Source organism: Klebsiella sp. K5-306 (assembly GCF_051835185.1).
Taxonomy (GTDB): Bacteria; Pseudomonadota; Gammaproteobacteria; order Enterobacterales; family Enterobacteriaceae; genus Klebsiella; species Klebsiella oxytoca.
Genome location: NZ_JAIFJY010000001.1, coordinates 98936 through 124714, shown reverse-complemented (window position 1 = coordinate 124714; position 25779 = coordinate 98936). Strand labels below are relative to the sequence as shown.

Here is a 25779-nt window from a genome sequence, read left to right as displayed (position 1 = left end):
ATCATCTTTTCAGTTACCCAGGCGAAAAGATGAACCAGTGCAGCCTTCGCTTTGATGACGCACGATATCACAAAAAGGAATTTTGAATCGTTATTTTTAAAACACAATTTCAATAAAAAATATTAGAGATACTGCCTTTTAATCAGGAAGCCAATAAAAGAGGTGTTAAATCATAAAGTTAATATAAATAACAATGTACTACAGTAAGCGATTACTATTACATTTTCAGCCTGTATAAAGTTAAATCCAGATGTTGTAACATAATGTAAATAACCACCATTGAGAGTTTTCTTAATTCAGATATAGCGCTATTCTATCTTGGTTGAGACAAGAAATTTAATTCCATGGTTCGGGCTTAAGTTCTGAATAAAATTATTCTGAGCTTTTCATCTGCTGGTTTTAATTTCGCAAACTCCCTTGGTCACAATCGCGTCTGGATATGACGCAGGCGCTTCCCGCACAGTAAATAAGGATATTGTTATGGTCGTTCCAGGAATGGTGCAAAAGCTGAATAACCAATTGAATCTTGAGTTCCATACTTCCAACTTGTATCTGCAGTTAAGCGAGTGGTGTATTCAGCAGCGGTTGAACGGTACCGCCACTTTTCTGCGTAATCGAGCGCAATCCAGCATAACGCAGATGATGCGGGTCTTTGATTTTATGAAAAGTTCCGGCGCCTGGCCCGTGGTTAAAGCAGACGAAGCCTGCAGCGCGGAATGCGCCTCTCTTGAAGACCTGTTTAGCAAAACCGTTGCTGATTATCAGCAGCGCAGCAGCATGCTTTCCGGCCTGACGGCAGAGGCGAAGGCGCAAAGCGACGAATCCACCCTACGCTTCCTCGCGCTGCTGGCGAAAGAACAGCAGCTGGATGGCATGCTGCTGGAGACTATTCTGGATGAAGTCCGCTGCGCGGACCAGGCCGGGACCAGCGAACAGCAAACCGATCGTCACTTGCTTGAACTGGTCAGCCAACAGTACGCCAGCGTCATGTCGGCAAATACCGGAGCGCGCGATAAAGCGTAAAAAGAGGCGTGTTTCTGCCTTTAATGCCCTCATCGCCCCTCAGCGAACCAATCTTTTTCGGCGCTTCGGCGCCGTTTTTATTCCTGAAAGGCATTAAAAACTTTTAACCAGATCTCATTCCCGCTCAACCGGAGGAATTAGCAGGGTATTGGTGATCTGGATCACGTTTAAAACTCTGGGTTGATAATATAAAAACAGTGTTTCAAAAATTTAAAACACGGAGTTTATTTTAATGGCAAGATATACGGCTTCAGCCTCAAACGGGCTGCAGGGAAGACCGATTTTGTTACGCCATCAGTTAGCCTACGGCGGCGGAAATTTGCTGGGAAGCGGCGCACTGGCGATCAGCGGTGCCTGGCTGCTCTATTTTTATACAACCTTCTGTGGGCTGACGCTGATCGAAGCCTCCTTTATTTTCTCCGTCGCCAGCATTATCGACGCGATTAGTAACCCGCTGATGGGCTACCTCACCGATAACTTTGGCAAAACCCGGCTCGGTAAACGCTTTGGCCGCCGTCGCTTCTTTTTATTGATAGGCATTCCGCTAATGATGTTCTACCCGCTGCTGTGGGTAGAAGGTCTCGGTTTCTGGTACTACCTGTGCACCTACGTCGTCTTTGAAATCATTTATACCTCGATTATGGTCCCCTATGAAACATTGGCGACCGAAATGACTGATGATTTCTCACTTCGTTCGAAACTCACCGGTTATAAAGCGATATTCGGCAAACTGGCTAACTTCCTCGCGGCATTTATCCCCGGGCAGTTCATCCTGCTTTATGGCAAAGAATCCGCCACCCCGTTTTTCCTTACCGGACTGACCTACGGTGTCATTCTTATCGTGGCCATCTCCTGTTTGTGGTACTGCAGCTGGGAACGACCGCGCGAAGAGGAAAAAAGCTCGGGGGAGAAAAAGGGGCTACTCAATACGCTGCTTATGCTGGCCAAAGATATGCGCTCAACCTTTTATCTGCGCGTATTCCGTAAACACCTTGGTATGTATCTCTGCGGTTTCGGCGCCGAATGGCTGTTTGCGTCGATCTTCACTTACTTCGTCATCTTCGTGCTGCAACACGATCCGGCCATGGTGGCCGGGCTCAACAGCCTGAACTCAATTCTGCAGCTGGTATCAACGGCCCTGTTTATCGGCCTGTGCGTGAAGAAAGGCTTCAGTAAGCCGTATATTCTGGCGCTGAGCGTGGTCATCTTTGCCGTGCTGCTCTACACCTCGCTGTGGTTCTTCCACCTGCCTTCAAGCCTGGCCACCATACTGATGTTTGGCATCACGGTGCTGTTCGGTCTCGGCACCGGCGGCGTCTACTACATTCCCTGGACCGTTTACACCTTTTTGGCTGATGTCGATGAAATCTACACCGGCCGCCGTCGCGAGGGGATCTATGCAGGCGCCATGACCTTCTCAGGTAAAATTTTGCGCTCGATTATCGTCTTTACAATGGGAGCTATCCTCAGCTTCTACGGGTTCCAGTCAAAGGCGCATACGCAGCCGGAAAGTGCGGTCACCGCGATTGCGGTGGTATTCTGTGCAGGGGTGATTTTACTGGCGCTGGCAGCCATCGTGTTCAGTAAACAGATGAAGCTCGATCGCAAGGCGCACCTGGTGGTGCTACAGGAAGTCGCGCGCATTAAAGCGGGAGGCAAAATTGCCGACATCGCGCCGGACGTTCGCCTTATCGTGGAAGATTTAGTTGGCCATCGTTATGAAGAGTGCTGGGGCAACAGCAAACTGTTCAAGAATGCGCAGGAGAACGTCATTCAAACCGCCGTGTCCCATTAATCAGCAATAACGCCCCGCTATCGCGTTGATGGCGGGGCTCACGCCACTAGTGCGCTTCTTCCTGCGGGGTGAATTTCAGCTCAATCAGCGCGATGGCTTTTTGTACCGCCCGCAGCGTCACCGGGTCAGCCGAGGCCGGGTGGCTGGCAAAATCGATGGCTTTCAGCTGGGTAGTCATTTTTTCGCGCACCTCGACAGGGGCGATGATATCGATGACGTCGAGGATCTGCTTGATAACTAACTGGCAGGCAACAACGTCAGAGACCAGTTCGTCGTGTTCGGTAAGATGTTGAGACATTTTTCACTCCTTTTTTCAGGAGCGTAATAGTACCCTAATTCCTCGGATATAAAAAAACCTGCCGCAGCAGGTTTTTTTATCAGAACATAGCGCCAGGCGGTACGTCTTTAAAGGTTTTGCAGTAGTTTTCGAACATGCTCTTCAGAATTTTGCGCAGTTTCATGGTTGGCTCCATTTTTGTTATGCAGGTGTTAATATCTACACGGCTATAATATGACTTGCATCACAAAAATCAATCTCAACGTGCGATAAATCACGTTTTATTTACAAAATAAATTTAAACATTCAACAAGAGTGAGTTATTTCGGATAGTTAAGAGCCGCGGGCTCCAGGTGAATCCGGGATCGCTTAGCAATGGCAGTGATACAACGATGAGTACAAACATCTCTTCCAGGGACGACCGCTCTTTTTCAGCACCTGCTCTGCTGGTGGCTGGCGCGTTTTTTATGGAGTTCCTCGACGGCACAGTCATCGCCACCGCCCTGCCCGACATGGCGAAAGACTTCGGCGTAACGGCAGTGGATCTCAACATTGGAATTAGCGCCTACCTTATTACCCTTGCGGTGCTGATACCCGCCAGCGGCTGGATCGCCGATCGCTTCGGCGCGCGGAAAATCTTTAGCCTGGCGCTGGCGATTTTTACCCTCGCCTCGGTGTTTTGCGGGTTGTCGACCAATGTCGATGTGTTTGTCGCCATGCGTATTCTTCAGGGAATTGGCGGCGCGCTGATGGTGCCCGTGGGCCGCCTGGCGGTGTTGCGCACCACACCGAAGCATCAGCTGATTAAAGCGATTGCCACTCTGACCTGGCCGGCGCTGGTGGCGCCTATTATTGGCCCACCGTTGGGCGGATTTATCACCAGCTACGCCAGCTGGCACTGGATCTTCTTTATTAACGTGCCGCTTGGGCTTGTGGCGATTGCCCTGGCGCTGCGCATCATCCCGGATATTCGGGAAGAAGAGCGCCGCCCGTTCGATCTTTCCGGTTTTCTTGCGACCTCGGTGGCGATGGTTAGCCTGGTTGCCGCCATGGAGCTTCTCGGCGATCGTCAGCCTCTGGGCTGGCAGACCCTGGCGCTGCTGGCGTTAGGCCTGGGCTGCATGCTTTTCTCGTTACGGCACTTCCGCCGCGCTGAATGGCCGATGGTGCGCCTTGATGCGCTGGAGATCCCCACCTTCAGGGTCACCATGTACGGCGGTTCGCTGTTCCGCTCCTCCATCAGCGCCGTTCCGTTTCTGCTGCCGCTGCTTTTTCAGGTCGGCTTCGGCATGGATCCCTTCCACTCGGGGCTGCTGGTGCTGGCGGTGTTCGTCGGCAACTTCACCATCAAGCCCCTTACAACGCCGCTGATTCGCTGGCTGGGTTTTCGCCGTCTGCTGCTGATCAATGGCGCATTAAACGTATTATCGCTGCTGGCCTGCGCTTTTTTAACCCCGCATACGCCGGTTTGGCTCATCTTTGTAATTCTCTATCTCGGCGGGGTCTTCCGATCGATTCAATTTACCGGCATCAGCACCCTCGCTTTTGCCGATGTTCCTTCCGGACAAATGAGCTATGCCAATACGCTGTTCAGCACCGCATCCCAGCTGGCCGTTGGACTTGGGATAACGCTTGGAGCGATAGGTATTCGTATTGGGGAAGAGTTCAGCGAATGGCTTACCCTTTCTCACCTTCCGGGCATCAGCTTCCGCCTGTCGTTTATCTTTATTGCGCTGATTTGCCTGGTCGGCATGATTGATACTCTGCATCTGACAAAAGATGCGGGTAGCAGCGTATCGAACAAAAAGAAATAGATAAAGAAAAGGCCAGCAGCGCTGGCCTTGCATAGGATGTGTTAATCGATTAACCGATGATCTGGCGAACGAACGCTTCGATCTCTTTATCCTGGCAGTTCTCAAAGAAACACTGCTGGAAGCGAGGGCCGGAAACGGCAGTTTTCACCAGCTCCGGATCGATCGCACGCAGCGTATCCAGATAGTTTTCCTTAACCACCGCGGCTTTGACCGCGTTCAGGATGCCGGCGTTACGCACCTGAGGCTCTTTACGCTCCGGCGGATAGCCTTCGCCTTTGCGGCCGGTGAAGGCTTTTTCAAAGATAAAGCGTACGTTCAGCTCTGCACCCCAGCCAAATCCTTTCGCAAACGGCAGAGACAGCGCGTTACCGTTATTGATCTGCGCAAACAGGAAGGCGTCCGCAGGGTCGATGCAGTAGCCACAAACGACGCCCGGATGAATATTTAACGACATTAGCGCGCCCTGACCAGTGCCGCAGCCGGTAACCACAAAGTCGACCGCCTTCGAATTCAGCAGGATGCTGGCCATAATGCCCAGATGGATATAGGTCAGGTGATGGTCGTTTTCATCGCTCATCCCGACGTTGTAAACCGGGAAGCCCTTCTCGTCAGCAACGGCGTTTAATTCATTGAGGATGATGGCGTTTTTGTTCGCCTGGCTGTTTTCCATCATCAGTGCGATTTTCATGCTTTACTCTCCTGAATGCTGTGCGGGTTTTACCGCGATAGTTCGTTAGCGTTGCTATGACAATACTACCTTACGAACATACTTTCAAATTTTATGAAAAGTTGTTTTATAAATTGCATCTCGCCTCACACTTTTGCCTTCCGTCCTGCCAGGACGCCGCCTCATCCTGAGGCAAGTCGCGTCATCTCAGGCCAGGTCTGTGTGCGGGGGATCGGATTAACACGGCGAAATTTGGCCCAACGGCGAAGTGAACGAAATAAGGAATTAAAACCATTCTCATTATTTTAAAATTGCCAATGCGTGTTATTCCCATTTGCATTATTAATAAATGAATTTATTAATTTACTTTTTGCAAATAAATTAATAACAAATTATAGTGTGCGCACTAAAACTTATTTCTTTTTTCCCGGAGCAGCCAGATGCTAAAAACTGAAATGATCGATAAGCTTAATGCGCAGATGAATCTTGAACTTTATTCCTCTCTGCTTTATCAGCAAATGAGCGCCTGGTGTAGTTACCACAGCTTTGAAGGCGCGGCGGCGTTTCTTCGTCGCCACGCGCAGGAAGAGATGACCCATATGCAGCGCCTGTTCGACTACCTGACCGATACCGGTAGTCTGCCCTGCATCACGGCTATCGCGTCGCCGTATGCCGAGTATGCCTCTCTTGACGAGCTATTCCGTGCGACCTACGAACATGAACAGTTAATTACCCAAAAAATTAATGAACTGGCACATGCGGCAATGACCAGTCAGGATTATCCGACGTTTAATTTCCTGCAGTGGTACGTTGCTGAACAGCACGAAGAAGAGAAGCTGTTTAAATCGGTTATTGATAAATTAACCCTCGCAGGTAAAAGCGGCGAAGGTCTGTACTTTATTGATAAAGAGCTGGCAACGCTCGACACGCAAAATTAATTAGGCCTGCAGCGAGGCTCCAGCGCCCGCTGCCGTATTAATGGCGGCAAATTTTACTTTCGTGCGTATTAAACCCTTCTTCATCGGCAATAAACTTGCCTTTTTTCTGCAAAAACGCCACCAGTTCCGCCGCACTCAGATTTTCCGCCGAGCAGGTGTGGAATCGGGCTTCTTTACCGAAACGCGCGACGATGGCCGCTTCAAGCGTCGCCACGGTGTAAGTTTCGCCTGAGGCGATCATCATTTGAAGCACTTCGTGACCATGAATCGATTGCATATTCTCTCCCGTAAAGCCCGCAGAATATACCAGCCCGGGCGGCGAATTCTTGCGCCAGCGCAGCTTTGAAGCAAACCCTCTGCTACTGTAAAGTTCTCATTACAAAGCCTGTAACCCTCATTTGACGAAGCGACTGATTTCACATACTCTGCGCGGCATAATGAATTGTGAATGCCGTAATGGATAGTGAAAAGCGTGAAGAACCGCACTCTGGGTAGTATTTTAATCGTCGCCGGCACCACCATCGGCGCAGGGATGTTAGCCATGCCGTTGGCATCGGCGGGCGTAGGTTTCGGCGTAACGTTAGCTTTGCTGATAACGCTTTGGGCGCTAATGTGTTATACCGCTTTGCTGCTGCTGGAAGTCTATCAGCACGTGCCGGCCGACATGGGTCTGGGTTCGCTGGCGGCACGCTATCTGGGCCGATACGGGCAATGGGCAACCGGCTTTTGCATGCTGTTTCTGCTTTACGCGCTCACGGCAGCCTATATCAGCGGCGCCGGCGAACTGCTGGCCTCAAGCCTCAATCAGTGGCTGGACTGGACGCTGCCTCCTGCGGCAGGCGTTCTGATCTTTACCGCTATCGGTGGGACGGTCGTCTGCATCGGGACTTCGCTGGTCGATCTTTTTAACCGCTTTTTATTCAGCGCAAAGATTATTTTCCTCGCCATCATGCTCGCGCTTCTGCTGCCGCACATTCACCAGATAAACCTGCTGACTCTGCCGCTACAGCAGGGGCTGGCGCTGTCGGCCATTCCGGTGATTTTTACTTCCTTTGGTTTTCACGGCAGCATACCCAGTATTGTGAGCTACCTGGGCGGCGATATTCGCAAGCTGCGCCGGGTATTTATCATCGGAAGCTTTATTCCTCTGGTCGCCTATATTTTCTGGCAGCTGGCGACGCTGGGCAGCATTGACTCTCCTGCGTTTACCGCGCTGCTGGCGCAGAATGCCGGGCTCAATGGCCTGCTGGAGGCCATCCGTGAAGTGGTGGCATCGTCGCACGTTGAGCTGGCGGTCCATCTGTTCGCCGACCTGGCGCTGGCGACATCATTTCTCGGGGTGGCGCTTGGGTTGTTCGACTATCTGGCCGATCTGTTTCAACGCCAGAACAGCGCCGGTGGACGGCTACAGAGCGGTCTGATTACCTTTTTGCCTCCGCTGGCCTTCGCGCTATTTTATCCGCGTGGCTTCGTGATGGCGTTAGGCTATGCGGGCGTTGCGCTGGCCGTGCTCGCGCTCATGCTGCCTTCGCTGCTGGTAATGAAGAGCCGCCAACAGCACCCTGATGCCCCGTGGCGGGTCGCAGGCGGTTCAGCGGCGCTGTGGCTTGTCCTGCTCTGCGGGATCGCTATCGTAGTGATTCAGTTTGCGATAGTCGCAGGATTACTGCCGGCGGTGGGATAAAAAAGGGGCCAATTCGGCCCCTGATGTTATTTCGTTAAACAGCACTGCTTATATTTCTTACCGCTGCCGCACGGGCAAGGATCGTTGCGCCCAACCTTGCTCTCATTCCTGATGGGCTGCTGAACTTGTGCGGGCTGAGCGTGCTCAGTCCAGTAGTTGTAAAGCGCCAGGGCCGCAGGACGAATTCGCTCAACGCTGGCGATAAACTCTTCCGCGGATAGTTCATCCAGCGCCTCGAAGCGCTCTTCGGTACCGTGCAGAGCGATGGCGTCCAGCTCTGCCTGCAGCTCGGCAGGCAGACCTGACCAGTCGCTTAATCCCACGCCGCGCATATAGCCAAAGCACCACTCCTCAACAATGGTGAGCTCCTGCCCCTCCTCTTCCCGGCTGCCGAACATCGGTTCGAACTGATCGGGATAGTCGCTTAAACGCTCGGCAATATCGCTCATATGCTGCAGCGTCAGGTTGACGAAGCGATCCCGCTCGCGATCGTTGGCCCAGCGCGGCACATTATCCGCTCCGCCCCAGATAGCAATCAGCCACTGCGCGGGCTCAATCTCGGTCGGCCCGGAGAGTATGGCCGTCAGTAGGCCATCCAGTTCAGCAACATCCATGATGGTGCCTTCTACCGCGTATTTCGACAGGATATCATCCAGCCATTCCACTTCGCTTTCGTTCAGGGGTCCAGTTTTCATAAACAGGCTCATCGTCGTAAAAAATGGCGCTTACAGTAGCGGAAATAGCGAAAGAAAACTACCCGGCTACAGGAGCTTCAGCGTGCGAAGTGTTTCCGCAATTTCGCTAAAGGCATCCGACGAAAGCGGGAGCAGCGGTCGCGGTAAGCAATCCTCCCCGCACAGCCCGAGGATACTTGCCGCTGCGGCGGTCACTCGCAGGCTGCCACCATATTTACTGAATAACATCCACAGCGGCGCGAGCCTGGCGCTGATTGCCGTCGCCTGCTCAGCGTCCCCTCGCGCTGCCGCCGCGGTTAACTCTTTGGCGACCTGCGGGAAAAGGCCGCCGCACACCGAATACCAGACTTCGCAGCCGGCATTCAGGCCATCGGCCGCGCAGGCGTCCCCGCTAATGCCAATACTCACCCCTGCCGGTAGCTGGCGCCGCAGGCTCTGAATCCGGCGGACGGTTTCATTTTTCGCGGGGCCGGGGATTTTAATTGAGGCGATCCCGGGTAGCGCGGCGATCGCGCCTTTAAGTTCATCCGAAGTCGTCACATGCGTGGTAACGGGATTGTCGTAAACGCAGACGGGGACGGAGACCTGTTGGGTGACGGTCTGGTAAAAAGTCAAAATCTCCACGTCTGTCAGGGGTTGATAAGCCATTACTGGCAGAAGCAGCGCGCTGGCGCCTGCCATCTGCGCGTCTTCAGCCAGACGGAGAACCTGATCGGTCCCCAGCGCCCCTATGCCGACCATCAACGGAATGGGTCCTGCATGCGATTTTGCCTGGCGCACCACCTGCATTCTCTGCTCACGGCTAAGCCAGGCATAGCTTCCGGTGGAGCCGAGTACGCCGAGGGAATCGACCTCAGATTCGACGAGACGAGTGACTATTCGGGCAAATGCCGTTTCATCAACGCCATGTGGATGTAACGGAGTCAGAGGAAAAGCGCAGAGGCCAGTGAACATTTCATCCCCACTTATTGAGATAATGATTGAGTGCTGGCAGATAATAGCAACAGAAAAGTATTTTGTCCTATGACAAAATGTACCCGACGATCGCGAGGTAGCGCTGAAGCGGTTTTTCATAAGGGACAAAAACAAAAAAACCACCCGTAGGTGGTTTCACGACACTGCTTATTGCTTTGATTATTCTGCTTTATCCCAATGGTACCCGGAGCGGGACTTGAACCCGCACAGCGCGAACGCCGAGGGATTTTAAATCCCTTGTGTCTACCGATTCCACCATCCGGGCTCGGGATAGAAATTGGAGGCGCGTTCCGGAGTCGAACCGGACTAGACGGATTTGCAATCCGCTACATAACCGCTTTGCTAACGCGCCTTAATGCTTTAACACCCGCAACTGCCGATGTCTTAAACTGGAGCGGGAAACGAGACTCGAACTCGCGACCCCGACCTTGGCAAGGTCGTGCTCTACCAACTGAGCTATTCCCGCATCATCAAGCTAATTTGCTAATTAGTTGATTTTGTTATCGTCTGCCAGACTGTGCTGCCGTTCGATGCGATGCATTCTACTTACCTGGCGCAATGAGTCAACGATATTTTTCAAAACCTTGTGTTGTTTGCTGAAAATTGCGCCGAAACGATCACTGATCAAGCAAATCCCCGCGCGCGGCGTTCAGATATTGCAGCATCGACCACAGCGTCAGCACCGCCGCCACGAGGAATAGCCCAATCCCCGCCCATTCAACCCAGATATTTGGCCGCCACAGCATCCACACCAGCGCCGCCATCTGGGCCGTGGTTTTTACTTTACCAATCCATGATACCGCTACGCTGCTGCGCTTACCCAGTTCAGCCATCCACTCGCGCAGCGCGGAGATGATGATTTCGCGCGCGATCATCGTAGCGGCCGGTAACGTTACCCACCAGGTATGATAATGCTCGGCCACCAGCACCATCGCAATCGCCACCATGACTTTGTCCGCAACCGGATCAAGGAAAGCGCCGAAACGAGTGCTCTGATTCCAGCGACGCGCCAGGTAGCCATCAAACCAGTCGGTCACCGCCGCGATGAAGAAAATCAGCGCGCAGGCAAAAGGAGCCCAGCTAAACGGGAGATAAAACGCCAGTACAAAGAATGGAATAAGAATGACGCGAAACAGAGTAAGCAACGTAGGGATATTAAATTGCATGGTAACGGGTAACTATCTGTTGTAAGTAAAAATTAGCCCTATGTTGCTACAGAGCCCCTAATGTTTCAACGAGTAGAAGATCTTTTCTGCCAGACCGTGAGATATACCCGGTACTTTCGCAATCTCTTCGACGCTGGCCTTCTGCAGTCCCTGCAGACCACCCATATATTTCAGCAGCATCTGTCGGCGTTTTGGCCCCACCCCTTCGATGGTTTCCAGCGTGCTGGTGCTTTTTACTTTTGCCCGTTTTTTACGGTGGCCGGTAATGGCGTGATCGTGCGACTCGTCGCGAATATGCTGTATGACATGCAGCGCGGGGGAATCCGGCGGCAGGCTAAAGCCCTCGCCTTCCGGTTCGAAGAACAACGTCTCCAGGCCCGCTTTGCGATCGCTGCCTTTTGCCACGCCTAATAACAGCGGATGACTTTTATCCCACGGCACGTCCAGCTCGGCAAAGACCGTTTTCGCCTGGCCAAGCTGGCCTTTACCGCCGTCGATCAGGATGACATCGGGGATCTTACTCTCTTCTATTGCCTTGCCGTAGCGACGACGAAGCACCTGATTCATTGCCGCATAATCGTCCCCGGGCGTGATGCCAGTGATATTGTAGCGGCGATATTCCGCACGCAGCGGTCCGTTGCTATCGAAAACCACGCACGACGCGACGGTCTGTTCGCCCATCGTATGGCTGATATCAAAACATTCCATCCGATTAACGGCGGGGAGTTTGAGTAGCGTCGCGAGCGCCTGCAGGCGCTGAGTTATCGTTGAATGCTGAGAAAGCCTGGTGGTCAGCGCCGTCGCGGCGTTAGTCCGCGCCAGTTTCAGATAGCGGGCGCGATCGCCGCGAGGTTTGGTCTGTACGTTAACCCGGCGTCCGGCCAGTTCTGAGAGCGAATCCGCCAGCAGGGTTTTGTCGCCGAGGTTGAAATCCAGCAGGATCTCGCTCGGCAGCGTCCGCATCTGGCTGCCCTGTAAATAGAACTGCCCGACAAACGTTTCCACCACTTCACCCAGTTCGGTACCATTCGGCACTTTGGGGAAATAGCTGCGGCTGCCAAGGACTTTCCCCTGGCGTATAAACAGCACGTGGACGCAAGCCATTCCGGCATCAAACGACACGCCGATAACATCGAGATCGTCCCCGGTATTGGAGACAAACTGCTTCTCCGTTACCCGACGGACGGCTTGAATCTGGTCGCGGATCCGCGCAGCCTCTTCAAACTCCAGCGCCTGGCTGGCTTTTTCCATGCGGGTAATCAGCTGAGTCAGTACCTGATCGTCTTTACCCGCCAGGAACAGGCGTACGTAGTCGACCTGTTGGGCATACTCTTCCTCACTCACCAGCCCGGCAACGCATGGCCCGAGACAACGGCCAATTTGGTACTGCAGGCACGGCCGCGAGCGGTTGCGATAAACGCTGTTTTCGCACTGGCGGACAGGAAAGATCTTTTGCAGCAGCGCTAACGTCTCGCGAACGGCGTAGCCGTTGGGGAACGGACCGAAATATTCGCCTTTCGCATGCTTGGCTCCGCGATGCGTCGCCAGGCGGGGATGCGTATCGCCGCTAAGAAAAATAAAGGGGTAGGATTTATCATCGCGCAGCAGCACGTTGTAGCGCGGCTGATAAAGCTTAATATAGTTATGCTCAAGCAGCAGCGCTTCCGTTTCGGTGTGGGTCACGGTAACGTCAATCTGGGCAATAAGCGCCACCAGCGCTTCGGTTTTACGCGAAGCCAGGTTGCTGCGAAAATAGCTGCTAAGCCGCTTTTTCAGATCTTTTGCTTTGCCTACATAGATAACAGTACCGCCAGCATCATACATACGATAGACGCCCGGCTGGCTGGTTACGGTTTTCAGGAAAGCTTTTGCATCAAAAACATCACTCACTGACTTGCTAACGACTCCGCATTGCAAAGGCCATGGCGAATTGCCAGGTGCGTCAGCTCCACATCGCCGTGAATGTTCAATTTACTGAACATGCGATAGCGGTAGCTGTTCACGGTCTTGGGACTCAGATTTAACTGCTCTGAGATCTCGTTGACCTTCTGACCTTTAGTAATCATTAGCATAATCTGCAATTCTCGCTCAGACAAACTGGCAAACGGCGATTCGGCCTTTTCCGGTTCAATCTGGCTGAGCGCCATCTGCTGAGCGATATCGGATGCGATATAACGCTGACCCGAAGCCACGCAGCGAATCGCATTGACTACCTCTTGCGGCGCAGCGCCTTTACTGAGGTAGCCAGCGGCGCCGGCCTGCATGACTTTCGCCGGCAGCGGATTTTCCGTATGCACGGTCAGCATAATCACTTTGGCATCAGCAACGGAACGGGCAATTTTTCGCGTAGCCTCAAGGCCGCCGATTCCCGGCATGTTCATATCCATCAGGACTACATCAACGGGATTTGCGCGGCACCATTTCACGGCATCCTCACCGCAGCAGGCCTCGCCGGCAACTTTAATCCCTTTTATATCTTCCAGAATGCGTCGTATCCCTGCGCGCACTAGTTCGTGGTCATCAACAAGAAGGACGTTGATCAAAGGAATATTCTCCAGAATTAGGGATAACGCCACTGATAGCTTATCTCCTACATATTACCGGGTTTTAGCGTAACTTTAAAAGTCAAAAAATGTCCTGGAAAAGATTTCTTAGGCAATTATGGAAATCTGCCTGCACACCTGCTGGAAAGCCATACTTAACATAGAGTTGCGAAACGGTTGTTTTTTAACATTCATCACACAGATTACGTAAAAACACAACACTCTGCGTAGATGAGAAATACGCGCCTGAATATGTAACAAATATTAACAGTGAAACGGCGTCATGGAAAAAATTAAGCTGCTTACATCTCATGATTACGTATTATTCAGCCAATTAAAACATTCACCATTCAAATGAGAGAACGAAAACCAAGCACTCCTTTTTTTTCCTTTGCTTGTGGTATACTGCGCCGCCTTCACTTTTAGACATGCGCATTTGCGCAGAAAGCAAACGAGGATATCGATGAGCACACCAGATTTTTCCACTGCGGAAAATAATCAAGAACTGGCACAGGAAGTTTCGTGCCTGAAAGCGATGATGACGCTGATGCTGCAGGCCATGGGTCAGGCGGATGCAGGCCGAGTGATTATTAAAATGGAAAAGCAAATTGCGCAGATGGAAGATGTGGCTCAGGCTGCCGTATTCTCCAGCACCGTTAAGCAAATTAAGCAGGCATATCGTCAGTAATGATTCACCGGCTGAAGGTATGACTAACAGCCGGTCTTACGTCTGGCACGCAGAACAACCTATAAGATCAAATTAATCCCGTCGCTACCGCGTAGCAGGCAATTTGCGTTTTGTTTGGCGCATTGAATTTTCGCTGCATATTCTTCTGATGAAAATTGACGGTATTTTCTGAGATAGACAGAATCATTGCGACCTCAGCCGAGGTTTTGCCTTCCGCTGTCCATTTCAAAATCTCCAGTTCACGTCGACTAAATTTCATTTCCGGCGGCATAACCATTTCGTCCTCCAGCCGCAAGAGCGTCAGCAGACTCAGTTCGGTCAGGGTTCTTAAGCGCATCTCCAGTTCATCTTCCTCAAAGGGCCCCTGGCTGTGGCTGGTTCCTGAGACGGATAAGAATCCGTGTGCATGGTTAGGCAGCGTCAGGCACTGCGTTACCCCCTTGCGTAAGCCATGATCGCGCGCACCGTCCCATAATTCAGGGGTGTCGTGGAATAGCTTATCGTTCCAGGGTAGATGCCCGCGAAGGAAATTCTCCTTGCGCAGTACAGGGTCAATCGCGAAATAATTCTCGGCTTGATAATGCGACATCCAGGCCGGAGGATAGGTCGATTGCAGGGTTACCCTGGGGCGAGTGAAAGGCACGGGATGCCGTACGCAGAGCGCGAAGTAGTCATATTCCAGCGCTTGTGCCTGCTGCTGGAGTAGATGAAAAACTCCTTCGCCTGCAGAAGCTGACTGAAATTGTTGCAGCATTTCCCGCCGCCAGCTGAAAAAATCACTGTCCCTCATAACTGACCAAATAACTCCTGAGTGATAATCATTATTATAAATACATAAAACTAACACATAAATCCTGCTTATATGTATAAAATATGGTAGCCATCGCATTTATTAGATGGCGACTGGCAACAGCGCCTGATGCGTGAAAAGTATGCCCGCAGTTGTGGCACAAAACCTTGACAGATATATCGGCGTTGATTATGTCCTGAGGCTGGACTTTTAACTTTTACCGAAACTCGGTTAAGCGTCGTTTAGCAGGCCGCTCCCCTCAGCCTTAGCGGAAGCGGCCTGGGCACTAAGATTATTGCATCAGAAATTTTTCGAGGAACTGGCGGGTACGCGCCTGCTGAGGATTGGCAAAAAGAGATTTCGCGTCTCCCTGTTCAACGATACGCCCTTGATCCATAAAAATAGCGCGGTCCGCTACGTCGCGGGCAAAGCTCATCTCATGGGTAACGATAACCATCGTACGCTTCTCCTGCGCCAGCTGACGTATGGTGTTCAGCACCTCCCCCACCAGCTCGGGATCCAATGCCGAGGTTGGTTCATCAAACAGGATGACATCGGGGCGCATCGCCAGCGCGCGAGCAATTGCCACGCGCTGCTGCTGCCCGCCGGACAAACGACGCGGGTAGCTGTTTTCTTTACCGGTAAGCCCCACCTTGGCCAGCAGCTCACGCGCCCGGGCGATGGATTCATTTTTATCCTCCCCTTTGACGATCACCGGCCCTTCAATGATGTTCTCCATCACCGTACGGTGGGGAAAAAGATTAAAGTTCTGAAACACGAAGCCCACATGCTGACGCAGACGGCGGATGTCCGCTTTTTGCTGACCGAGGCTGCGCGCGGTATCGATGGTCACGTCGCCGACGCGAATGGTACCGTTTTCCGGCTGTTCCAGCAGATTAATACTGCGCAGCAGCGTGGTTTTCCCTGAACCACTGGGTCCGATAATCGCCACCACTTCGCCCTGTTGAACCTCAAGGTCGATACCGTGAAGCACCGTTTGGCCATGGAATTTTTTCACCAGGTTTTTTACTTCAATCGCACTCATTTTGGATCACGCTCCTGGCGGTTCAGCTGATTTTCAAAATAGTTTTGCAGCGTGGAAAGCACCGTCGCCATTACCCAGTAAATCAGCGAAGCAGCCAGGTACATGGTGAAAACTTCCAGCGTGCGCGAGGTGATTAGCTGAGCCTGGCGGAACAGCTCCGGCACCTGGATAGTCGCGGCCAAAGAGGTATCTTTGACCAGGCTGATAAAGCTGTTGGAAAGCGGCGGCAGCGCCACCCGCGCGGCCTGCGGAAGAATCGCGCGGCGCATCGCCTGCCAGCGCGTCATACCAATACTCGCCGCCGCCTCCCACTGCCCTTTATCAATGGAGGCGATCGCCGCGCGCAGCGTTTCTGCCGCGTAGGCCGCGGTATTTAAAGACAGGCCAATCATCGCTGCGGGAATAGGATCCAACTCAATACCGAACTGCGGCAAGCCGTAATAGATCATAAACAGCTGCGCAATCAGCGGCGTTCCGCGAAAGATGGAGATATACATCCGCGCCAGCCATTTAATCGGCCAGACGGGTGACATGCGCATCAGCGCCAGAATAAACCCCAGCACCAGGCCAAAAAACATGCCGCCGATGCTGAGCTGTAGCGTAAATACCGCGCCCTTCAGTAGAAAAGGCGCGGAATCGATAACCAGTTGGATACTCTCTTGCATTCTATGTGTTCTGCATCAGATATGAGGATGATAGGCGAACAGCGCAGGCGCGCCGCCGGTATGAACAAACAGGATTGGGCCTTCATCCTTAAAGCGCTTCTGGCTGATACCGTCAATCAGTCCGGCCATTGCCTTTCCGGTATAGACCGGATCCAGCAGGATACCTTCCAGCTGCGCCAGCAGCTTGACCGCCGCCATTCCTTCGTCGTTCGGTATCCCGTAACCCGGCGCAAAGTAATCATCCCATAGCTGGATACCGGCCTTTGCTTCCAGCTCCAGGCTATTTGCCACCGCCTGCTGCAGCGCGGCGACTTTTGGCAGCTGGTCGGCTACTTTGCGCGATACCGTTACGCCGATAAGCTCGACATTTGGCATCAGCTGTTCAAGTCCCACCGCAAGACCGGCATGCGTACCGGCGCTGCCGGATGCGACGACCACGGAGGAAAGCTCAACCGCCCCTTCGCACTGCTGAGCAATTTCCAGCGCGCTCTCCACATAGCCCAGCGCGCCCAGCGCGTTCGAACCGCCCACCGGAATCACGTAGGGACGATAGCCCTGAGCTTCAATGCGGGTCGCCAGCTCTTCCAGCTGAGCATCAGGATCGGTCAGCGCGTCGCACATTTCGACCTGGGTATTGAACAGATCAAGCAGCAATCGGTTACCGTTAGTCAGATAGTTCTCAGCCCGGGTACCCATTGGGTTTTCCAGCAGCGCCACGCAGTGCAGGCCAAGTTTTGCCGCCACCGCTGCCGTCTGACGGACATGGTTCGACTGGATGGCTCCGGCGGTAATCAGCGTATCCGCACCTTCCCGCAGCGCATCAGCCGCGAGAAACTCAAGCTTGCGCAGCTTATTACCACCCATTGCAAGCGGGGTGACGTCATCACGCTTGATGAAGATTTCACGACCGAGATAATCGGAAAGGCGCGGCAGATATTCAAGCGGCGTCGGCGCGCCGATCAGCTCCAGACGCGGGAAAAGGGTTAAATTTTGCAGTGACATAAAACCTCCTGACTGAATTATCCTTAATTATGCACGCTGTGAGGCGCGAAATAAAAAAAGGCGCTATCAGGAGCGCCTTTTTTCACCGCCGACCGTTACTTCGTGACGTCAGCGCCAAACCATTTTTCCGATAGCGCCTTCAGGCTGCCATCTTTTTGCATCTCTGCAATGGCGCCATCAACCGCTTTCAGCAGGTCTTCGTTACCTTTACGCAGCGCGACGCCGGATTCCTGGCGGGAGAAGGCTTCACCAGTGACGGCAAGGGTATTGCCGGTTTTCTTCACCAGATCCAGCGCCGCCAGGCGGTCAACCAGGATGGCGTCGATACGGCCCACGCGCAGATCCTGATATTTCGTCGGATCATCATCATAAGTACGAATGTCGACGCCCTGGACGTTCTGACGCAGCCACTCTTCATAGTTGGTGCCCAGACCCACGCCGACTTTCTTACCTTTCAGGTCAGCGGCGGTTTTAATCACGCCCTCGTTCCCTTTTTTCACCAGCGCCTGAATCCCTGAAACAGTATAGGGCGTCGAGAAATCATATTTTTTCTTACGTTGATCGGAAATGGTGACCTGGTTTATCACGACATCGATACGTTTAGAATCCAGCGAAGCCAGCATGCCGTCCCACTTGGTGGGCTTAAGGTCAGCCTTTACGCCCAGATGTTTCGCCAGTTCGTTGGCAAAATCCACCTCGAAACCGGTCAGCTTACCGTCATCTCCCTGATAGCTGAACGGCGGGTAAGTCCCTTCCAGACCCACGCGTAAAGTGCCACGCTCTTTGACCTGATTAAGCAGGTTTTCAGCCGCAAAGGTTTTTGCGCTGACGCCAGCCATTAAAACGACGGCCATTGCGCCCATCAGCGCCTGACGACCCAGAAGTGCTAATTTCATTAGATACCCCTAACAGAGTGATATTTTGCTGCAGTGTAAGGCGTTTAGCCTCAGTCACCAACATCGATATGCTACATCTTATTCCGAATTATTATATATGGTGCCGTTTAGGGCATAGCGAAAACGTATCGAAAACATCTCCGTTTTGCTGGATATCTCTCATACTGCAATGGTCAGCTTGATGACGTCTGGAGCAAGGAAGATGAAAAACCCCACGTTACTGCAGTGCTTTCACTGGTACTACCCAACCGGCGGCGAATTATGGCGTGAAGTCGAAGCCCTCGCGCCAAACCTTAACGAAATCGGCATCAACATGGTTTGGTTGCCTCCTGCCTACAAGGGCGCCTCCGGCGGCTACTCTGTCGGCTATGATTGCTACGACCTGTTTGACCTCGGCGAGTTTGACCAAAAAGGTTCAGTCGCCACCAAATATGGCGATAAAGACCAGCTCCTTGCCGCAATCTCCGCGCTGCGCCAGCACGATATCGCCGTGCTGCTTGACGTTGTGGTTAACCACAAAATGGGGGCCGATGAAAAAGAGCCGGTACGCATTCAGCGCGTTGATCAAAACGATCGTACGCAAATCTCTGATGAGATTATTGAGTGCGAGGCCTGGACGCGTTACACCTTCCCCGCCCGCGCCGGTAAATACTCTGAATTCATCTGGGACTATAAGTGCTTCAGCGGGATCGATCATATAGAGAATCCTGATGAAGATGGCGTGTTTAAACTCGTCAATGACTACACCGGCGACGGATGGAACGATCAGGTCGATGATGAAATGGGCAACTTCGACTATCTGATGGGCGAAAATATCGATTTTCGCAATCGGGCGGTTACCGAGGAGATTAAATACTGGGCGCGCTGGGTAATGGAGCAGACCGGGTGCGATGGCTTCCGCCTTGATGCGGTTAAACATATCCCCGCCTGGTTTTATAAAGAGTGGATCGAACACGTCCAGGAGGTGGCGACAAAACCGCTGTTTATCGTCGCGGAATACTGGTCGCACGAAGTTGATAAGCTTCAGCAGTATATCGCCATGGTTGACGGCAAGACGATGCTGTTCGACGCCCCTCTGCAGATGAAATTTCATGAAGCTTCGCGGCAGGGTCGCGATTACGACATGAGCCAGATTTTCAGCGGCACGCTGGTTGAAGCCGACCCATTCCACGCCGTCACCCTGGTGACCAACCATGATACTCAGCCGCTGCAGGCGCTCGAGGCGCCGGTTGAGGCCTGGTTCAAGCCGCTGGCGTATGCGCTGATTCTGCTGCGTGAAAACGGCGTTCCCTCGGTCTTTTATGCCGATCTCTTCGGCGCCAGCTATGAAGATACCGGTGGCGATGGCGAGAGCTACGCTATTGAGATGCCGGTAATCGAACAACTACACGAACTGATCGACGCCCGCCAGCGTTTTGCCCACGGTGTACAAACGCTCTGGTTCGATCATCCGAACTGTATTGCCTTCAGCCGGAGCGGCACCGAGGATGATCCGGGCTGCGTGGTCGTACTCTCCAACGGCGACGATGGGGAAAAAACGCTCCCTCTGGGCGAAAATTACCGCAATAAACGCTGGCGAGATTTTCTCGGCAACCGCGATGAGGTTATTGAAACCGACGATGAAGGAAACGGGACTTTCACCTGTAGTGGCGGCAGCGTAAGCGTGTGGGTGATTGAGGAAGCACTATAAAACTTCGCGGGCTGAGAAGGATTCAGCCCGCATCAAGCTTACCGTCCGCTTTTATCAGCCGACGCTTTTTTCCACGCCAGTTCACACTCCGGAGTAAGGCGATCCACCCGTTTAAGCGTCATACGATCGTAGCGCAGCGTATTGCCTTCACGCTCAAGCGGATAGACATCTAACGCGGAGGTAACGTTATAGATCACATCATCACGCTTCATTAATTTCCCCGGCAGGACGATCACCCGTTGCCACTGTCGACAGTCAAGCGTATCACCCTCTTTGGTCACGATAAGGCTCGCTATCGCGTCAGGACTCATCATTTCACTCTGCGGGCCTGCCGATTGCCAGTATCCCTCCAGCCCTGCAGGCGCCGGCGCTTTAACAACATCGCTGTAGCTATCAACCTGCACGCACCCGGTCAGGGCTAGCAGCGCGCCAGCCAGTACCATCTTTTTCATCATTCATCCCACAAACCGATAAAAAAAGCATTGTGGCATTAAAGCGGTAAGCCCGCCACTCTTCCGGGATCGAGTACAGGCTAAGCAGAGCGCCCGCCTGCACCGCGTTATATGGCAAAAAATAGCCATGGAATGTTAAGTTATTCTCATCCATCCCATTAATGCCATTAATTCGAAGACGTTATTTTAACCACTCAATATAAGGATAATCCTATTTTAAAAAAGCGTAAAAATGGCAAACTTATATATGACGGGTATTTAATGTTTTTATTTCCTCCACATAGCCTTTTGTAGTCTTTACTTTGAGAATATTCCTGGCAAATTAGGGGCATATTAAGGAATAGTTCAGGCTGCCTAATGGTTCCACGGCAGCGGTCGTTTTAATTGCTAACAAAATGGACTTCATCGCGCTTGTCGGCGAGGGATAAATTATCGTTACGTGTTGATTGAGGATGGGTCATGTCAACGATTATCATGGATTTATGCAGCTTCACCCGGCTGGGATTAACCGGGTACCTGACAAGCAGGGGGGTAATGAAGCGTGAGATCGCAGAAGTACAGAGTGCGTCAAACCTGAAGGCAATGTGTGAGGCCAGCCGCCCTGCCGTAGTATTTATCAATGAAGATTGTTTTATTCATCATGAAGAGAGCAACCAGCTTGTCCGACAAATCATCAGCCAGTATCCCGCCACGCTATTCATTATCTTTATGTCGCTGGCCAATATTCATTTCGACCATTACCTGCTGGTGCGCAAAAACTTACTCGTGTGCTCGAAATCGCTGACCGAAAAAGACCTTGATGACATTCTCGCCAACCGTCTTAAATATGAGAACTATCGTGCTGCCCGGATTAATATTCCCACGCTGACCTTAAGCCAGACCGAATCAAATATGCTTCAGATGTGGATGGCCGGACACGGAACCTCGCACATATCAGCGCAGATGAACATTAAGGCCAAGACCGTGTCCTCGCACAAGGGCAATATTAAAAAGAAGATTCAAACCCACAATAAACAGGTGATTTATCACATCGTCCGCCTGACCGAAAACATCACATCCGGAATTCACGTCAACCTGCGTTGAAAAACGCTGGCGGCCGCTGCCGCCAGTTCACTCGCGGCGAATCACTCTTCCCGCTCAACGAATATACCGTCAGGATGGCCGTGCTCGTTAAAAAACCAGATCCCCAGCGGATAATCCTCCAGCGAAACCAGATACATGACCCCTTCGCTAAACGACTCTATTGCCAGCACAACGCCCGACCGACGTGGGCCACCATCGGTCTTCACCGTGACACGATCGTTTACCTGCATAACTCATCTCCTCTATTTTTGAGCCAGTGTAGAACAAAACTGCCGATCGCGCAGTGTCCGGCCGGGCAACTGCTGTTTTTGTAGACCGTCTATACTTAAGGAGCCCTGTCTGAGTTAAGCGAGGTAGCCGAAATGAAAATCGCCAAAGAGCACAAAGGCACGGGAAGCGTTGATGTTGACGCCCTGCTGGCGGCGATTAATGAAATCAGCGAAAGTGAAGTCCAGCGAACGCAAGACGATCCTCATCACGTCAGCATTGATGGCCGGGGTTACCATACCTGGCGCGAGCTGGCCGAGGCCTTTGAACTCGATATCCATGACTTTAGCGTTACCGAAGCTAATCGCTGATCGTTGCGCGAAAAAAATCCCGACTCGCAGGAGTCGGGATGAAACTTGCTAATGCAAGAAGCACTTGAAAATTCGTTACACCAGGATATCCGATGCGCTACAAACATTACCCTCAATTATTTTGCATGACAACAAACATTCATGGAGTAAATTATTGAAAAATGGGGTCAAGAAAGCCGCCTGCGCTGGCAACGCTCGCCAGGCAAGGACTCTCGCTATTTATTCTTCCACGAACGTTTGCGCATCGCTCAATGTTTTTAAGAATAATCTCACTAAAATAGCCAAAACGGATGATTTAAATTCATTTTATTCACACGATAAATGATACATCACCCGTCCGCACATACCTGATTGCGCCCGTTTTGCTTGGCAAGATACAAACGATGATCGGCAACCGACTGCAGGTTCTCAAAGCTGTAGTCGCTGGAATCCTCACTGCAGCTCACTCCAAACGACGCGGTGATACGTAAAGAGGCGCTGTTGCCGAGTAAAATTTCACGACTATTGACCCGTATACGGATCCGTTCTGCAATGGCCGTCGCCTCTTTTAGTCTGGTATCAGGCAGGACGATGCAGAATTCTTCTCCGCCAACCCTCCCTGCAAAATCGCCTTCGCGAATATGGCTGGCGATAGTACTGGCCACCAGCGTCAGCACGCGATCCCCCGCATGATGCCCGTACCGATCGTTAACGCTTTTAAAGTAATCAAGATCGAGTTGAATCACCGCCACTGGACGCTTCAGGCGTTCGCTCTGGCGAGCAGCTGCCGTGGCGCGTTCAAATAACGCCCCCCGATTTAACAGGCGGGTCAACGCATCATGCCAGGCCTGCCATTCGAGGGAGGTCTGCAGCATACTCATATTGCGCACCATTCGCCGAATAACGAACCACGAGATCATCAACATCAGGGTGAACATTAACCACATCAGCATCAGGGCAATAGTGATGCTGCCAAAGTCGCCGCGTACCCCCTCCTGAATAGTGTGAATACGGATTAGCACCCCATCAAAATTGCGGATCTTCTCCCAGCTGATATAACGGGTAACCAGGCGAATCCCCCCCTGATTCTCACCAGCAAAAGCGCGCTTCAGCATCTCCTGTTCATGCGCAGACAGCAGCGTCAGCACGTTGCCCGGCGCAGAAGAAGCTATCAAATTAAGTTGATTATCATAAAGCTGATACTCGCCTTCCTCACCCGTCTTTATCGCATTGACCAGAAACGCCTTCATCTCCTGTACCGAGAAGTCCATCGCCAGGACACCGAGCCAGAAACGCTGGAAATCAAGCGGAATAGACGCCGTTATCACCGGTATTTCACGCGGCGATTCATCGCCGGGAACCGTTTGCCATACGATACCGCGAGCAGGGTTATTACGCTGCGTTTGGCGGGTAAACCAGGCATCGCTCGTAGCCTGAGAATAGAGCGCCAGCGCCTGCGTCGAATTTTTCAGCGGCTCAGTGGTGATAAAAAAGCCGCTGCGCGACACGTACAGCATACGCTTAGCGAAACCCCGGTTGTTATTGGCCAGGCGCAGCATATAACCGAGTTCAAGGGTAGCCATCAGCTCGTTCCCGGAAAAGGGAGTGTCGCGGGAAAGAAGTTCGTTGCCGTCGATAAAGGCATCGGCAACACCGTAGACCGGCAGCGTTCGTCGATTGTGAATCTCAACTGACCAGATCGGATCGTGTCGCTTCGCTAAATAACTCTCTTCGGCCTTGCGCAGCACGGCAAAATCTAACGGCGTCTCCAGCGCGGAATGCATGCCGTTACGAAAAAAAATCATTCTGTCGATATTAAATTGCAGCAGGCTGTCAAATTCATGTGCCACGTTTTCAAGGTTGTTGCGCTGGTTAGCGACGTAGGCTTCTTCCAGAACCTTGATCTCACGCCATATCAACAGCGTAGAGAAGCAGAAGACGATAAAAAAACAGAGGTTAACCACATATCCGGGGCTTAAAATCTGGCGCAGCTTTTTCACCCACATCAGCTTATCCATCGTTTTCTCGCAGCACGGTTAAAGAAGCAAACTTCATCCACGCTCCCTGTTGGTAAAATAATTCACAATATGAAAACGCCCGACGGATGCCGGGCGCTGATGGAGGGTCAGGTGCGGCTCAGCTTCCCTCCTCCTCCACGGATAAGTTCATCCTCACGAAATGCCTCGCGCTTTACGCCGTAACCGTCATACCAACGACATTCCACCATGCCGCTGGCGAATCCGGTAACGACCATGCGGGGGCCGCCGTTTTTGCGTCTCACTTCATCACTGACCAACAAGACCATTTTTGCCTCCGGTATCAGGAAGAAACAGATTTACCTTAGACGAAGGTGAACCACTTTGCATGATAGATAGCACATTTACTTCGTAGAACCGCGAAGAGCGGCTATCGCTTTCACCACGGCCAGCACGATGGCGCCAATAATGAATCCCAGCACCAGATTTGCAGCCGTTGGCAGCAGCGAGGCAATGACGCCATTCTGCCCCTGAGCCAGATTTTCAATGGCATGGTGCAGCGGCGTGAGACCGTGGACCACAATGCCGCCGCCGACCAGGAACATCGCCAGGGTGCCGACGATGGACAGCACCTTCATCAGACGAGGCGCAATCGCCAGTAAAGCTTTCCCCGTCCACTGCGCCAGCGCACTGCTTTTCTCCGCCAGCCAGTAGCCCATATCATCAAGCTTGACGATAATCCCCACCAGACCGTACACCCCCACCGTCACCAGCAGCGCAATGCCGGACAAAATCAGAATCTGATTTAATAACGGCGCTTCAGCTACAATCCCGAGGGTAATCGCGACAATTTCCGCAGACAGAATAAAATCTGTGCGCACCGCGCCTTTTACCTTATCTCGTTCAAACGCCATCGGGTCCTGATTGGCCAGGGCTTCAAGCCGCTGCTGGCGAACCTGCGGATCCTCTTTATGTTTACGCGCCTGCAGAGTGTGCACCACCTTCTCGACGCCTTCAAAGCACAAGAAGGCGCCACCCAGCATCAGCAGTGGCGTAATCGCCCACGGGATAAAAGCGCTAATCAACAGCGCCAGCGGCACCAGAATCACTTTATTGATCAATGAGCCTTTAGCTACGCCCCATACCACCGGCAATTCACGGTTGGCCCGCACGCCGGTTACCTGCTGAGCATTAAGCGATAAATCATCACCCAATACGCCTGCCGTTTTTTTTGCCGCCAGTTTCCCCATGACCGAAATATCATCGAGTAAAGTGGCAATATCATCCAATAAGGTTAATAGACTACTTCCCGCCAAAATTGCATTCCTTCATTTATGATTGTTCCTCATGAAGTATGA

28 protein-coding genes, 3 tRNA genes and 1 pseudogene are annotated in these 25779 nt (G+C 52.3%); 10 read left to right on the top strand and 22 right to left on the bottom strand.

From position 1 onward, the window contains the following. Positions 1 to 480 precede the first annotated feature (480 nt). Complete coding sequence (locus K2184_RS00635) at positions 481 to 1023, top strand: non-heme ferritin-like protein (RefSeq protein WP_023321233.1); 543 nt, start codon at positions 481 to 483, stop codon at positions 1021 to 1023. 283 nt (positions 1024 to 1306) lie between these two features. Then, on the top strand, positions 1307 to 2818 hold the full coding sequence (locus K2184_RS00630) for an MFS transporter (protein WP_024274409.1): 1512 nt from the start codon (positions 1307 to 1309) through the stop codon (positions 2816 to 2818). 46 nt (positions 2819 to 2864) lie between these two features. On the opposite strand, the gene K2184_RS00625 is transcribed toward K2184_RS00630, so the two are convergent. Beyond that, positions 2865 to 3116, bottom strand: coding sequence for a DUF2766 family protein (locus K2184_RS00625; RefSeq protein WP_004103438.1), 252 nt, complete (start codon positions 3114 to 3116; stop codon positions 2865 to 2867). A gap of 79 nt (positions 3117 to 3195) precedes the next feature. Next, positions 3196 to 3279, bottom strand: coding sequence for a stress response protein AzuC (gene azuC, locus K2184_RS00620; protein WP_014229869.1), 84 nt, complete (start codon positions 3277 to 3279; stop codon positions 3196 to 3198). Positions 3280 to 3487: 208 nt separating this feature from the next. Between azuC and K2184_RS00615 the strand changes: the two genes are divergently transcribed. Beyond that, on the top strand, positions 3488 to 4909 hold the full coding sequence (locus tag K2184_RS00615; protein ID WP_017145628.1) for an MFS transporter: 1422 nt from the start codon (positions 3488 to 3490) through the stop codon (positions 4907 to 4909). Positions 4910 to 4958: 49 nt separating this feature from the next. On the opposite strand, the gene K2184_RS00610 is transcribed toward K2184_RS00615, so the two are convergent. Further along, positions 4959 to 5597, bottom strand: coding sequence for an RpiB/LacA/LacB family sugar-phosphate isomerase (locus K2184_RS00610; protein ID WP_004103442.1), 639 nt, complete (start codon positions 5595 to 5597; stop codon positions 4959 to 4961). Between the two features lie 281 nt (positions 5598 to 5878). On the opposite strand from K2184_RS00610, the pseudogene K2184_RS00605 reads away from it, so the two are divergent. Together K2184_RS00605 and ftnA are read left to right on the top strand one after the other, a co-directional pair. Next, a pseudogene (locus K2184_RS00605) lies at positions 5879 to 5954 on the top strand (hypothetical protein); the annotation flags it as partial. Positions 5955 to 6016: 62 nt separating this feature from the next. After that, the gene (ftnA, locus tag K2184_RS00600) at positions 6017 to 6514 is read left to right on the top strand and encodes a non-heme ferritin (RefSeq protein ID WP_163524835.1); all 498 of its coding nucleotides are present in this window, start codon (positions 6017 to 6019) and stop codon (positions 6512 to 6514) included. Between the two features lie 37 nt (positions 6515 to 6551). On the opposite strand, the gene K2184_RS00595 is transcribed toward ftnA, so the two are convergent. Then, positions 6552 to 6791, bottom strand: coding sequence for a YecH family metal-binding protein (locus K2184_RS00595; RefSeq protein WP_163524832.1), 240 nt, complete (start codon positions 6789 to 6791; stop codon positions 6552 to 6554). A gap of 195 nt (positions 6792 to 6986) precedes the next feature. Here K2184_RS00595 and tyrP point away from each other — a divergent pair, with 195 nt between their 5' ends. Then, complete coding sequence (gene tyrP / locus K2184_RS00590) at positions 6987 to 8198, top strand: tyrosine transporter TyrP (protein ID WP_004103448.1); 1212 nt, start codon at positions 6987 to 6989, stop codon at positions 8196 to 8198. Between the two features lie 26 nt (positions 8199 to 8224). Here tyrP and K2184_RS00585 read toward each other — a convergent pair whose 3' ends face one another. From K2184_RS00585 to uvrY, 8 genes are all read right to left on the bottom strand, one after another. Then, the gene (locus K2184_RS00585) at positions 8225 to 8893 is read right to left on the bottom strand and encodes a YecA/YgfB family protein (RefSeq protein ID WP_017145626.1); all 669 of its coding nucleotides are present in this window, start codon (positions 8891 to 8893) and stop codon (positions 8225 to 8227) included. Positions 8894 to 8959: 66 nt separating this feature from the next. After that, positions 8960 to 9847, bottom strand: coding sequence for a dihydrodipicolinate synthase family protein (locus K2184_RS00580; RefSeq protein ID WP_163524830.1), 888 nt, complete (start codon positions 9845 to 9847; stop codon positions 8960 to 8962). A gap of 199 nt (positions 9848 to 10046) precedes the next feature. Continuing rightward, a tRNA-Leu gene (locus tag K2184_RS00575) sits at positions 10047 to 10133 on the bottom strand. 13 nt (positions 10134 to 10146) lie between these two features. After that, positions 10147 to 10220 (bottom strand) — tRNA-Cys (locus K2184_RS00570). A gap of 38 nt (positions 10221 to 10258) precedes the next feature. Continuing rightward, positions 10259 to 10334, bottom strand: a tRNA-Gly gene (locus tag K2184_RS00565). Between the two features lie 151 nt (positions 10335 to 10485). Next, complete coding sequence (gene pgsA, locus K2184_RS00560) at positions 10486 to 11034, bottom strand: CDP-diacylglycerol--glycerol-3-phosphate 3-phosphatidyltransferase (RefSeq protein WP_004113831.1); 549 nt, start codon at positions 11032 to 11034, stop codon at positions 10486 to 10488. Between the two features lie 57 nt (positions 11035 to 11091). Further along, positions 11092 to 12924 carry an excinuclease ABC subunit UvrC gene (uvrC, locus tag K2184_RS00555; RefSeq protein WP_004103453.1) on the bottom strand — a complete coding sequence of 611 codons (1833 nt, stop codon included), beginning with the start codon at positions 12922 to 12924 and terminating at the stop codon, positions 11092 to 11094. Further along, a complete protein-coding gene (uvrY, locus tag K2184_RS00550) occupies positions 12921 to 13577 on the bottom strand; it encodes a UvrY/SirA/GacA family response regulator transcription factor (protein WP_004122102.1) in 657 nt (218 codons plus the stop codon). Before uvrY ends, uvrC begins: the two co-directional genes overlap by 4 nt. Positions 13578 to 14040: 463 nt before the next feature. On the opposite strand from uvrY, the gene K2184_RS00545 reads away from it, so the two are divergent. Continuing rightward, positions 14041 to 14265, top strand: coding sequence for a DUF2594 family protein (locus K2184_RS00545; RefSeq protein ID WP_004103455.1), 225 nt, complete (start codon positions 14041 to 14043; stop codon positions 14263 to 14265). A 67-nt stretch (positions 14266 to 14332) separates the two neighbouring features. On the opposite strand, the gene sdiA is transcribed toward K2184_RS00545, so the two are convergent. The 5 genes from sdiA to tcyJ all read right to left on the bottom strand — a co-directional run bounded on the left by sdiA (position 14333) and on the right by tcyJ (position 18663). Then, the gene (gene sdiA / locus K2184_RS00540; RefSeq protein WP_163524892.1) at positions 14333 to 15055 is read right to left on the bottom strand and encodes a transcriptional regulator SdiA; all 723 of its coding nucleotides are present in this window, start codon (positions 15053 to 15055) and stop codon (positions 14333 to 14335) included. Positions 15056 to 15347: 292 nt separating this feature from the next. Continuing rightward, entirely contained in the window at positions 15348 to 16100 is a 753-nt protein-coding gene (gene tcyN, locus K2184_RS00535; RefSeq protein ID WP_004113836.1) for an L-cystine ABC transporter ATP-binding protein TcyN, read from the bottom strand. Then, complete coding sequence (gene tcyL / locus K2184_RS00530) at positions 16097 to 16765, bottom strand: cystine ABC transporter permease (protein ID WP_004103458.1); 669 nt, start codon at positions 16763 to 16765, stop codon at positions 16097 to 16099. The genes tcyN and tcyL overlap by 4 nt, the downstream gene beginning before the upstream one ends. Before the next feature lie 15 nt (positions 16766 to 16780). Then, positions 16781 to 17767, bottom strand: coding sequence for a D-cysteine desulfhydrase (dcyD, locus tag K2184_RS00525; RefSeq protein WP_017145623.1), 987 nt, complete (start codon positions 17765 to 17767; stop codon positions 16781 to 16783). Between the two features lie 95 nt (positions 17768 to 17862). Continuing rightward, a complete protein-coding gene (tcyJ, locus tag K2184_RS00520; RefSeq protein ID WP_017145622.1) occupies positions 17863 to 18663 on the bottom strand; it encodes a cystine ABC transporter substrate-binding protein in 801 nt (266 codons plus the stop codon). A gap of 202 nt (positions 18664 to 18865) precedes the next feature. Here tcyJ and amyA point away from each other — a divergent pair, with 202 nt between their 5' ends. Then, on the top strand, positions 18866 to 20353 hold the full coding sequence (gene amyA, locus K2184_RS00515; RefSeq protein ID WP_004103463.1) for an alpha-amylase: 1488 nt from the start codon (positions 18866 to 18868) through the stop codon (positions 20351 to 20353). Positions 20354 to 20391: 38 nt separating this feature from the next. Here amyA and yedD read toward each other — a convergent pair whose 3' ends face one another. Continuing rightward, positions 20392 to 20808, bottom strand: a complete 417-nt coding sequence (yedD, locus tag K2184_RS00510; RefSeq protein ID WP_160885925.1) for a lipoprotein YedD — start codon at positions 20806 to 20808, stop codon at positions 20392 to 20394. Positions 20809 to 21264: 456 nt separating this feature from the next. Between yedD and rcsA the strand changes: the two genes are divergently transcribed. Beyond that, a complete protein-coding gene (rcsA, locus tag K2184_RS00505; protein ID WP_163524828.1) occupies positions 21265 to 21888 on the top strand; it encodes a transcriptional regulator RcsA in 624 nt (207 codons plus the stop codon). 41 nt (positions 21889 to 21929) lie between these two features. On the opposite strand, the gene dsrB is transcribed toward rcsA, so the two are convergent. Beyond that, positions 21930 to 22118: a protein DsrB gene (gene dsrB, locus K2184_RS00500; protein ID WP_004103466.1), complete on the bottom strand. Its 189-nt coding sequence runs from the start codon at positions 22116 to 22118 to the stop codon at positions 21930 to 21932. A gap of 132 nt (positions 22119 to 22250) precedes the next feature. Here dsrB and yodD point away from each other — a divergent pair, with 132 nt between their 5' ends. Next, positions 22251 to 22466: a YodD family peroxide/acid resistance protein gene (yodD, locus tag K2184_RS00495; RefSeq protein WP_004103467.1), complete on the top strand. Its 216-nt coding sequence runs from the start codon at positions 22251 to 22253 to the stop codon at positions 22464 to 22466. Between the two features lie 329 nt (positions 22467 to 22795). On the opposite strand, the gene dgcQ is transcribed toward yodD, so the two are convergent. The 3 genes from dgcQ to K2184_RS00480 form a co-directional block, all read right to left on the bottom strand. Beyond that, complete coding sequence (gene dgcQ, locus K2184_RS00490) at positions 22796 to 24463, bottom strand: cellulose biosynthesis regulator diguanylate cyclase DgcQ (RefSeq protein WP_064371987.1); 1668 nt, start codon at positions 24461 to 24463, stop codon at positions 22796 to 22798. A gap of 107 nt (positions 24464 to 24570) precedes the next feature. Continuing rightward, positions 24571 to 24750: a YodC family protein gene (locus K2184_RS00485; RefSeq protein ID WP_017145619.1), complete on the bottom strand. Its 180-nt coding sequence runs from the start codon at positions 24748 to 24750 to the stop codon at positions 24571 to 24573. Between the two features lie 75 nt (positions 24751 to 24825). Then, entirely contained in the window at positions 24826 to 25737 is a 912-nt protein-coding gene (locus K2184_RS00480) for a DUF808 domain-containing protein (RefSeq protein WP_017145618.1), read from the bottom strand. Positions 25738 to 25779: the final 42 nt, after the last annotated feature.